This window comes from Mesorhizobium sp. WSM4849, assembly GCF_055811385.1.
The window spans coordinates 138,029-149,047 of the sequence record NZ_JBVVPW010000017.1 but is presented as its reverse complement, the minus strand read 5'-3'; the positions used below and the strand labels follow the sequence as shown (position 1 = coordinate 149,047).

Genomic DNA, 11,019 nt, shown 5'->3' with positions numbered 1-11,019 from the left:
CTGCATATGCGCAAAACGGATCCTGCGAACGAGATGGTCAGAGTAATATATCAGGGACCCGCAATCTTGGAATGGGCAAAGCTGCCGATTGGCACGGCACCGCACGTTTGACACCTGCCAGTCGCCGCCTTCGCGCGGCACCACTCGGCCGTCGGTCTTCAAAGTCTCGCTCTTGGCGTTGATTCGGCTGTGCGCCACCTTTCGGGTCCTTCGCCCAATACGGGATCAGACCCCACCGCGCCGACACAAACATGGTCGTACCGCGCACCAACTCATCGACAACGATCATCGGATATGTCAGCCGGGGTGCGCCGTTCTAGACCGGAAACTGGTTCGACAGCCGGTCGACCTTGTCCGGATCAGCGAAGGAAAACTTCGCCACCATCTCTGCGATAGAGCGCTTTACATGAACCCGTCCACACATCGGGCGAAGATTGTTGCCCGAAAATCGAGACTCGAGCTTCTGGACTCAGGACAGCGACAGACACCGCTATGACAATCGTTCTGGCTGGTGGCGAAAGCGTGCTGTAAGTCTTGTCCTCCAAGTGGCCGTCGATCTCAGCTACAGTCCCTCGACGGTCTTCCTACACTTGGGCCGGCTGCGAGGAGTTGGACGACGTCGCAGGGATGGCTTCGCCGAACTGCTGGACCACGGCTCGATCGAGATCACATTCGCATCACAATGGCGACGAGGCCATCCTCCAGGCCAAACGTGATCCTTCTTCAACGGCCTGCTAGGGCCTTCGCCCACTGCTCCCGAGCCAAGGCGTCATAAGGGAGCCATTCTTGCAATCGGCCTTAGCAATGGGACGCAGTTCGCGTGACGTGCTATGCTTTGAGGCGGGAGATACGGCGGTCGCCGAAGCGCCCGCACGCCTCCCTGTCTATGGGAGGATAATATGGCTTACTATGTGCTGCTCACCAACTTCACGGATCAGGGGGCAAAGACAGTCAAGGACACCGTAAAGCGTGCTGAAGCATTCAAGGAGATGGCGGCCAAAAGCGGGGTCAAAGTGCATTCGCTTTACTGGACGCTCGGTCAGCACGACGTGGTCGCGATTGCCGAAGCCGACGATGATATAGCCGCGACCGCGCTCAGCTTATCAATAGCTTCGCTCGGCAACGTCCGAACGCAGACCCTAAGGGCGTTCGACGCCAACGATATGGCAAAGGTCATTGCCAAGATGGGTTGAAAAAAGAAGCGACAATAAGGATCGCGCCGACCGTTGGCGCAGGCAAACGGCCGACGCGACCGCGCCGATCCACAGTTCCGGGGTTTGGGCACGTGACCTGTGGGCGCGGGCTTCGGAAGAGATGGTTCACGTGGTTTGTGACTCAGTGCTTCCGGGAGGCTTCCCTGGAATGTCTGAGCCGGCGGCGACCGTGTCCTGCAATTCTAATTACACCCGATGTCGGGGCGGCCTATGAACGGCTGACAGAGCGCGGCGTGGAGTTCACGCAACCGCCGTCGCCGGCACCTTGGGAGCCAGGCGCCACCTACGCCCTTTTCCGCGACAGCGAGAACAACCTAATCATGCTCGGATCGCATTGATCGGGCGAGTTGGAGGAGCACTCCAGGCAGCCATCCGCGAAAAATTTCGTCGGCGATTAATGCCAAAAGTGAGAATCTTCGTGCTCTCGGATTGAGTTTCATAGCGCCCACCATCGGTCAGAGCGCTCGGTATCCTCGACAAGCTGCTAGAAATTTCGCAGAAGCTATCGATCTCGCTTTCGCGGTTGTGGAAATGGGGTGAGACGCGCACGAGCCCGTTGCGCGCCTCGACGCGGACGCTGCGCATTCGAAGCAGCGCCGCCAGCGCCTCGGCATCCGATGACCTGAAGGAGATGATACCGGCGGCCTCACGCTGCGACGTCACGATGTCGGTGCCGATCCTGATCAGATTTCCGGCCAAGCGCGCACGCAGCATTGCGAGACGACGGAAGATGTTCTCCCAGCCGAGCGCCTCAAGGTCCAGCAATGAGGCTTCGAGAGCGCATCCAAGATGTGGCCCGTGATCACGCTCAGGCTAGCGACCGAAAATGCAGACGCCGCTATTTTCCAAGGCGGGTGTAGGCGGCACGTGTCGCCAGGACCTCGGACTTGCCGGGCGGTGTGAAATAGAGGTCGATGGTGTGGTGGTCGTTGTCGTCGATGCGTATTTCGGTGCGCATCGGAACCCGCTTGCCGACCGCCGCCTCGCCCGCAACTCCCTGATCGGTGAATTCGCCCTTCATGTCGATCGGCCGCTGATTGCCCGAGCCTCGTTCGCCGACATAGGTCATCATCGTCGAGTTGGTGGCGTCGATGGTGACCCATTCATAGCGGCGGTCCATGTTGCTGTAGCCGAGCCAGCCGCGGCGCCAGTAGGGCCCACCCTCGATCGTGCCTTCGGTGGTGTCCTCGATGTAGCGGCCGCCGGCCACCCATTCGCGTCGGCAGAAGACGTCGTCGGAAACTAGCGGCGCGTCGTTGGGACTGCGGCCGAGCGAGCCGTGGATTTCGAAATGCACACGCCACAGGCCGACAAGCGGCTCGAGGGCGGCGTGGCCCGGGCCGGGAAGGCCCCGCTTGAACCAATCAGGCATTTCCTGGGCCGCGGTCGCGGGGGCGGCCGATCCGCCACTCTCCTGCGCTGAGGCCGCAGCCAATGGGATGACGAAGAGAATGGCGGCGAGAAGCGTCCGGCTTAAAGGAATGCTCATGGTCTGCCTCCGACTGGTTGCGAGGACACTTGTCGCCCCACTGTTAAAGGCCGTCATTCTAGCGCGACTTGAGGTGTCCGCAGAGGTTCCTTGCCCCGATCGCCAATGTCAGGTCACTCTCGTGAAGCCGTCGGCGCTCCAGCGTTCACTGCCCACACCGTGATGCACGAAGAAGAGGCCGTCAGGGTCGTATTTGTCCTTCACGGCGAGGAGCCTTGCGTAGTTCGAGCCCCAAAAAGACTCCCGCCACGCCTCGTCGAAGAAATCGCTTTCCGACACATAGGAGCCGACGGCCGGCAGTTTGCGCGCCTCGGTCATTGCGTTGTCGATCGCGGCTGCATGCCGGCGGGCGGTCGGCACGTCGGGCTCGTGACCGGGAATGCCGGGATAGGCCGGCGGCCCTTCGGCGCCGCTGATGGCCAGCGCGAAGGCGTCGAGCACCGCCGGGTTCGTCGCCGTGTCGCGGGCCGCCTCAATTGCCTCCGCAGAGGCGCCTGCCAGGCCCTTGTTGAAGTGCAAGGAGATGCCCCAATGCCGGGTCGCCGCGAACAGGGCATCGGCAAGACGGCCCTGCTGGCCCGGTTGCAGGAGGGAGGACGGAAGCCAGGCGGACTGATAACCGTGCAGGACCTGTCCCGCTTCCCCCACGTTGCCTGCCCAGAATAGGTTGGCTTTTGGCGCGCCGGGGCGATCGTCGGCGATCACCAATCCGGGAAGTTGTGTGAGAATTGCGGGGTCCCAGAAATTTCGAGCCGGCACCGCCATGATCATCGGCTCCGAGTCGAGGCTGAAATCCTGCGGAGCGCCTTCCAGCCAGTCCAAGAACGGCCGCCAGACCGTCTCCGTCTTCTGCTGGTCGAGCCCTTGGAACACCATTGCGATATCGAGAACGTTGCCCGGCCGGAGGCGGATCTGCTCGCCCCAATGCGGATTGAACAGCGCCGCGCTGTAGAATTCCAGGATCTGGCCGATTAGCCGGCGGAAGGCGGCGTCCGATGCCGCCTTGATCGTCGCGAACACCGCGCCGAAGAACTGCGGCAGTTCGTGTGTGCGCAGCGTTAGCCGCGTTACGACGCCGAGGCTGCCGCCACCGCCGCCCTTGATCCCCCAGAATAGGTCAGGGTTCGTGTAGGCGTTGGCGATCCTCACTTCGCCATCGGCGGTAACGATCTCGGCCCCCAGCAGGCTCGCCGCGGCCATCCCGTAGGCCTTCGAGAAACTGCCGAAGCCGCCGCTCTGGATCAGGCCCGCAACGCCCACCGTCAGGCAGCCGCCACCCTGGACGTAGCGGCCCGCCTTCGTCGTGACGGCGTCGTAGACGTGACCCCAGATCGCGCCTGCCTCGACGGTGACGGCCGGCTGCGGCGGCTGTTGCCCGGCACATCCCGTGGCGACGAACGCATCATGCAAGGTGACGGCGTTCATTTTGCGTGTCCAGATCACCAGGGAATCCGGGGCACAGGAGGTGCCCTGATAGCTGTGCCCGCCGCCCTTCACGACGAGCCGCAAATTGTTCTCGCGGGCGAAATTTACCGCCGCCACGACATCGCCGGTCGTTCGGGCGGCCACCGCATAGGCGCTCGGCTGTGACGTCCAGCCATCGACCCAGCCGAGGGTCTGCGTTAGCCCAACCTCGTCGCCGAGGTAATAGGGATTCTTCAGTTCCTTGAAGACATCGGTGCAGCGGGGGCTCGACGGCGCTTCCATGCACGCGGCGAGCGGTGAGCGAACCTTTTCGAGTTGACCCCCGACCTCCTGGTTAAGCCGGTCCCAACTTGCCTGGGACGGCCATTCCGGGTGAGTCGGACGGACGCGCGACATAGAACGGTCTGCTGCCGCCGCCTGGATCGGGCTGAGCACCCACGACCACAGGCTGTGCAGGAAGGGGAGGGCTGCTGCGGTTGTCCGCAATAGACGTCTTCTGTTCATTTGACCCCGTCCTTAGCCCGAAGGCCCGTGTTCGATGGCCCGGAGGTAAGCTACCGCCGCCTCGGCACATCCGCAATGATCAGGTGTCTGGATTCCGCTTATCCCTCCGCTCCAGGGTCTCCTCAAGGTATCGCGCGGCTCCGGCTCAGTGGGCCCCGAAATAATCGCGAGCGAGGCTTGCATCGCGGCGCCGCGCTTATAGGCCTGGGCCCGTCATCGCGACCGATGATGCCTATCGGGATGAACTCCATCGCAGCGGATTTGTCGGCCCCTTTCGGCTGGGGCGCGACAGCTGGCAGGCGGCCCTGCCCGACCTCGGGACGCCAAATGAACAGCATGTTGGCGTTCATGTTGCGCCGGCGCGCCGCTTCGGCCACCGATGTGCCAGGCACCAGCGTCTCCGCCACGATCCGGGACTGGTTTTGTTGCAACGGCTGACTTGGGACGCAGGGAGAAGTGGTGCGCTGTTGGTCAGGCGGCGAGAATGGCGAACTGCTCGGCCAGGGATGGATTGGGATTGTAGGTGTACCTCGCCTGGTGCTTGCGCATCATGTGAACCATCTCGATACCGGACAGGATGATGCCGGCGGTGACGGTCGGCTTGAAGCCGAGCATCGGTCGAATTGAAAGACGGCTGACTGGATGCCGGCGTTGGCGACGAGAGCTCGCGGTTCTGTGCCGCATTGCCGGCGCATTCGAACGTGGCCTGTTCGAGGCGACAGGTGTGCGTTTCGAGAACGTCACCTGGACTCCGGGCCATGGTTCCGGCTGCTGCCACATCTGCCTGGTGGACCGGAATATCTGATCAGATCGCGATGCCGGCGTTGCGCAGCCCCTCCACCAGCCGACCGAGCTGACTGGGATTCCGATAGGGGAGTATCTGACCGAGGCGTTCAACGGAAAAGTTCGGATTGACCTGCTGCGTCTCCTGCCAGTAGCGGCGCGCTTCGTCATGGCGTCCGGTGAGGCCATAGAGGCAGGCGAGATAGAAGCGCGTCATGTCCGTCCGCGGCGCCAGCGCCAGCCGCCGCTTGAACGCGATCTCGGCTTCGTCGAAGCGGCCAAGCGCCAGGAGGGCCCTTCCCATTAGGTGCAGGGACATGTCGAACTGGGGATCGAGCCGATGGGCCCGGGTAAAAAGCGCAACCGCATCTTCATGCTGCCCCTGGAAATCCCTCACGCTGCCAAGTACGCTGAAGGCCTGTGCGGAATTGGGGTCGAGAGCGATGGCGCGCTCCGCTTCATGCTCCGCCTCGTCCAGGCGCCGCATCCAGGAAAGGCAGATCGCAAGCGCGATATGGCCTTGCGGCTCGGTGTCGTCGGTTTCGATCGCCTTATGCGCCAGTTCCCGCGCCTTGGTCAGATTGTCCTCGGTCGCGCCGTTCCACTGGTTGACGTAGTCGGCGAAGGTGACCATGGCGAGCCCCGAATAGCCGAGAGCCAGCCCCGGATCTATCGCCAGTGCGCGCTCTAGCATCTTGCGCGCTTCAACCGATGCCTCGGGACGAAATTGCAAGGCGGTCTGACGGGCGCGGACGATCAGATCGTAGACCTCCGGATCGACCTTGCCGTGCTTGCCGCGCCGCGCCTCCTCGCCGGTGGTAAGCTTCACCTCGAGCGCGCTGACGATGGTGCGGGTCACCTCGTCCTGAACCGCGAAGATGTCTTCGAGACCGCGATCGTAGCGCTCCGCCCAGAGATGGCCGCCCGTCGTTCCGTCGATCATCTGGGCGTTGATGCGGATGCGATTGGCGGCCCGACGCACGCTTCCCTCCAGCACGTAGCGGACGCCGAGCTCGCGGCTCACCTTGCGCACGTCCGGCGCCTGGCCCTTGTAGGCGAAGGAGGAATTCCTGGCGATGACGAACAGGCCCGAGACCTTCGAAAGGTCGGTGATGATGTCCTCGGTGATCCCGTCGGCAAAATAGCCCTGCTCGGGATCGCCCGACATGTTGTCGAACGGCAGCACCGCAATCGACGGCTTGCCGCGCGGCGGCTGCAATCCACCGACTGCATCGGCGGGCGTCGCTGTCTGCGGCGACCAGGTCCAGATGTGCAGCGCGCGCTCGATGTTCTTGACCTCGCGATTGCCGCCGTCGACGAAATCGATGCTCAGGCGGCCGCGTATATGCTCGTGGATGCCATCCGAAATCACCACGCCGCCCGGATCGGCGAGGCCCTCGATGCGAGTGGCCACGTTGACGCCGTCGCCATAAAGATCGCTGCCCTCGACCATTACATCGCCGAGATGGACACCAATGCGCAGCACGATGCGCCGTTCCGCGGGAACGTCGGCATTCGCCGCGGCCATGGCCTGCTGCACTTCGATCGCACATTCGACGGCGCCAATGGCACTGCCGAACTCGGCCAGTATCGCATCGCCGATCGTCTTAAAGACACGGCCCTGATGGCGGGCGACGAGCGGCTCCACCATATCGCTCCACCGGAGCTTCAGCTCCGTCAGCGTGCTTGCTTCATCCCACTCCATGAGCCGACTGTAGCCGACGACGTCAGCCGCCAGAATGGCGGCAAGCCGACGTTGAATGCGTTCGTTACTCATATGCCTAACATTCGCTGAGAACGTATCAGCAGATAGGTACGCATGGCCTTCAAGTCCACTCGGTTTGACAGATCCGAGACCAGAAACGGCAGCGTCGCCTTACTTAGGCTGGCGTCGTTGTGCGGATCAGATCGCCGGCACCCACTTCCAGAACACGCCCTCCATCCGTTCGGGGTAGTGCTTGAACTCGCATTCGAAGCGCCATCCGTAAGTCTTGGCGGCTGCCAGCGCTTCCTTGCTGACCGGGTTCATGCCCGTTCCCGGCGCGAACCAGTCCTCCAGCAAGTCGTCGGGTATATAGGCGCCGATCCTCAAAGGCAGCTTTTCGAGGACGACATCCATTTCCTCAGGTGCGGACAATGGGTTCTCTCCTTCAAATCTACCTACGGACAAGTCATTTGAGGTGGATTGGGTTCCAGAGCACAGCTGAGGTGGAAAGTGAGATGGGTGGGCAGGACTGGATTCGACGTCGCCCCTCGCCCATTCAGATTGATAGAATCAATGTGAGCTCGCAAACAATAGCCGCATGTATTTCTGGCAGGAAGCCGGTTTCACCACTAGGCCGTGGCGCTTCACAAATTGCAATTTGCAGCAGTACCTCGCCGAATGGGAGTTGACTGGAGCTCGCCGGTGAAGTCAGGTCGTCGCCTAGCGAAGCGCAGGGGGAGCGCGTCTCGGAATGCCTAAACGATCCAGCCACAAAGTTGGAAGCGAGCTGTTCATCGTCGACAATAGCGCCGAGGAGTGGCGGGCGCTCAGATACCTGCATGATTGGTGCCAAATATCGAAGGGCTTCGATATCGCCACCGGCTACTTCGAAATCGGTGCGCTGCTCGCGCTCGGCGGTGAGTGGAAGAAGGTCGACAAAATACGCATTTTGATGGGCGATCAGGTATCTCGGCGCACTAAGAGAGCATTCGAGGCAGCCCTTACCGATATCAAGGCCAAACTTGACCAGAGCGTGGAGCGCGAGAAAGTCAAAAATCACTTCCTGTCCGGTGTAGATGCGGTGGTCGAGGCGATCAGATCGGGGCAGATCGAGTGCCGCGTCTACCGCAAAGACAAGTTCCATGCGAAGGCCTATATCACGCACGGCAGACTTGAAGTCGTCGGCTCGTCCGCTCTAGTAGGCTCATCAAATCTCACCCTTCCCGGGCTAACGGAAAACATCGAGCTCAACGTTCAGATCACTGGCACGCCCGTGGCCGTGCTCCAGGAATGGTACGAGGAACGATGGGAAGAGGCGGAGGACGTGACGCCGGAAGTCCTGTCGGTTCTGGAACGTCACACCCGTTCATATTCGCCGTTTGAAATCTACACTCGCTCGCTTCAGCAGTATTTCCTCGGCCACGAGGAAACGGCCACGGAATGGGAAACGAACTCTTCGCGGATCTATCCCGCGCTCGCGAAGTATCAGAGGGATGGTTACGCCGCCCTAATGAAACGTGCGGAGAAGTTCGGCGGTGCCTTCCTCTGCGACGGCGTCGGTCTCGGCAAGACCTTTGTCGGACTCATGCTGATCGAACGCTTTGTTCGCCACGATCAGAAGAACGTTGTGCTTTTTGTGCCAAAGGGTGCCAAAGAGCCCGTATGGGAGCGGGAGCTTTCAAAACGGCTTCCCGACGTTTTCAAAGGCTTCAGTCGCCTCAAGATTTTCAGCCACACTGATTTGGCTCGCGACAGAATGGCCGAGGAGCTAGAGCAGGTGGCTGCTCAGGCGGATATCGTCATCATCGATGAGGCGCACCATTTCCGGAACACAGGCACCCGGGGTCTCGAGGGAGAAGGGCGGAAGTCGCGCTACTGGCGACTGTACGACATCGTCGCCAACAAGCAGCTCTATCTTCTGACGGCGACGCCTATCAACAACAGCCTTCTCGACTTCCAGCATATGGTCGAGCTCTTTTCACAACACCGAACGGACCATTTCAGGGAAGCGCCACTCGGCATCCACTCGCTCGCTGGCCATATTCGACAGTTGGAGAAGGAGATTGAGCGAGAGATCTATGGCAACGGAAGCGACGGCGAGCAGCGCGAATTGAATATAGCTGACGCTGGTCCGCGCCTACAGGCTGATCCGCTCTTCGACGCGTTGGTCGTGCAGCGAAGTCGGCGCTACGTGAAGGAAAGTATGTCGCGAGAGGGCGACGGTCATGTTCTATTTCCAGAACCTCGCAAACCCCAGGTTGCCGAATACTCGGTCAAGCAGACCTACGGGAAGCTGCTGGACATGGTGGCGACCGCCTTCCACAAACGCGCACCTCTCTTCGTACTCGGCATCTACAATCCTTATGCCTACTACAAGGGACACGACCCCGAAGTCATCCCGGCGATGGAACGAGGACGCCGGCAACAGGTAGTTGCGCTCATCCGAACGAGCTTTCTGAAGCGCTTCGAAAGTTCCGCCGAGGCTTTTCGGCAGTCCTGCTGGCGGTTGCTGCACAAGCTCCTTGCCTGGGTGGAGGTGCATGCCGACACCGACCACGAAAAAGCACTGGTTGAAAGGTGGAAGCGAAAGAACGGCAATCTGCTCGGATACAAGGCGCAGTTGGACATTCTCGAGGAGGACGTCGAGGAGGATATCATTTCGCCGGAGATGCTTGAAGCGGTCGAACAGCTCTCGCGGGACGAGTTCGCCGTGGACGAAATCATCCACGACACGCTCCAGGATCTCGAACAGTTGGCCGACTTCCTGAACGAGCTGGAAAAATTCAAGCCAGCCCAGGACAAGAAGCTGAATGAACTGATCAGGTTGCTCCGCACCGATCCGGTGATGAAGCAGCACAAAGTTCTCGTCTTTTCCGAATTTAGCGACACTGCCCGCTATCTGGCCGAACAGCTGCAGCTCGCGGGGATTGAGGGCGTCTCGGAGATCGACAGCGGAACCGCGGGCAATCGCACCAGCATCATCCAGCGTTTTTCCCCCTACTACAATGAGAGCTCCAGTCCAGCCTTGGCCAAGGAGGGCAAAGAGGAAATCCGTGTCCTCATCTCGACAGACGTTCTTTCGGAAGGTCTCAACCTCCAGGACGCCTCCCGCCTCATCAACTACGACCTTCACTGGAATCCAGTTCGACTGATGCAACGCATCGGCCGCGTGGACCGGCGCATGAACCCGAAGATTGAGAAGCGCATCATCGGAGACCATCCCGACCAGGAGAAGCTGAGGGGCACGATCGGCTACTGGAACTTCCTGCCGCCGGACGAGCTCGACGATCTTCTGCGGCTCTACAACCGGGTTTCCCACAAGACCTTGCGCATTTCCAAGACGCTCGGCATTGAGGGCGGGAAGCTTCTAAAGTCAGATGATGACTATGAGGATCTGCACAATTTCGACGAACAGCGCGAAGGGACCATCAGCGCCGACGAGGCCATGCATCTGGAGTGGCAGGACCTGCTGAGGGACTGTCCCGGGCTGGAGGAAATCGTCTCTGGATTTCCCGACGGCATCTTTTCAGGAAAAGCGCACTCGAAGCCGAACACAAGGGGGGTGTTCTTCTGTTTTGCCCGCCCGGCGCACGACCGTCAAGCGAGCGAGGTTTCGGGGGAGGACGTCTGGAATACCGACAGCGGCGATGTGAAGTGGTATCTCTACGATCTAGCTTCGGAGAAGATTGTGGAGGAAGCTTCCGACATCATCGGGCTTATCCGCTCCACGCCAGAGACTCGTCGCAAGACGGATATGGAGCGGCTCCACCTCAGCGACATTCGTACGCTCGTCGAGAAACACATAGCCAAGACCTATTTGCGCCGCGTTCAGGCGCCGGTCGGTGTCAGACCGGTCCTCAGGGCCTGGATGGAACTCAGCTAGACATATCGGGAGGGGA

At 60.9% G+C, this 11,019-nt stretch carries 9 protein-coding genes and 1 pseudogene; 3 read left to right on the top strand and 7 right to left on the bottom strand.

All coding sequences use genetic code 11. The annotated features are described in order from the left end of the window. Positions 1–899: 899 nt before the first annotated feature. Positions 900–1,193, top strand: a complete 294-nt coding sequence (locus AC0L3L_RS20640) for a GYD domain-containing protein (RefSeq protein ID WP_065012366.1) — start codon at positions 900–902, stop codon at positions 1,191–1,193. Between the two features lie 92 nt (positions 1,194–1,285). Then, positions 1,286–1,552, top strand: a complete 267-nt coding sequence (locus AC0L3L_RS20635; RefSeq protein WP_473638925.1) for a VOC family protein — start codon at positions 1,286–1,288, stop codon at positions 1,550–1,552. Here the strand turns inward: AC0L3L_RS20635 and AC0L3L_RS20630 are convergent. The 7 genes and pseudogenes from AC0L3L_RS20630 to AC0L3L_RS20600 form a co-directional block, all read right to left on the bottom strand. After that, the gene (locus tag AC0L3L_RS20630) at positions 1,533–1,979 is read right to left on the bottom strand and encodes a hypothetical protein (protein ID WP_473638924.1); all 447 of its coding nucleotides are present in this window, start codon (positions 1,977–1,979) and stop codon (positions 1,533–1,535) included. The two genes, AC0L3L_RS20635 and AC0L3L_RS20630, sit on opposite strands and share 20 nt — an antisense overlap. Before the next feature lie 73 nt (positions 1,980–2,052). Then, a complete protein-coding gene (locus AC0L3L_RS20625; protein WP_473638923.1) occupies positions 2,053–2,703 on the bottom strand; it encodes a DUF1579 family protein in 651 nt (216 codons plus the stop codon). A 108-nt stretch (positions 2,704–2,811) separates the two neighbouring features. Continuing rightward, a complete protein-coding gene (locus AC0L3L_RS20620) occupies positions 2,812–4,524 on the bottom strand; it encodes an FAD-binding oxidoreductase (protein ID WP_473638922.1) in 1,713 nt (570 codons plus the stop codon). Between the two features lie 230 nt (positions 4,525–4,754). Continuing rightward, on the bottom strand, positions 4,755–5,039 hold the full coding sequence (locus tag AC0L3L_RS20615) for a transposase (protein ID WP_473527129.1): 285 nt from the start codon (positions 5,037–5,039) through the stop codon (positions 4,755–4,757). 64 nt (positions 5,040–5,103) lie between these two features. Further along, positions 5,104–5,256: pseudogene (locus AC0L3L_RS20610) on the bottom strand (IS6 family transposase); the annotation flags it as partial. Positions 5,257–5,437: 181 nt separating this feature from the next. Beyond that, on the bottom strand, positions 5,438–7,192 hold the full coding sequence (locus AC0L3L_RS20605; protein ID WP_473638921.1) for an adenylate/guanylate cyclase domain-containing protein: 1,755 nt from the start codon (positions 7,190–7,192) through the stop codon (positions 5,438–5,440). A gap of 126 nt (positions 7,193–7,318) precedes the next feature. Further along, a complete protein-coding gene (locus tag AC0L3L_RS20600; protein WP_473638920.1) occupies positions 7,319–7,552 on the bottom strand; it encodes a hypothetical protein in 234 nt (77 codons plus the stop codon). A 319-nt stretch (positions 7,553–7,871) separates the two neighbouring features. Between AC0L3L_RS20600 and AC0L3L_RS20595 the strand changes: the two genes are divergently transcribed. After that, a complete protein-coding gene (locus AC0L3L_RS20595; protein ID WP_473638919.1) occupies positions 7,872–11,003 on the top strand; it encodes a helicase-related protein in 3,132 nt (1,043 codons plus the stop codon). The last annotated feature ends 16 nt before the right edge of the window (positions 11,004–11,019 follow it).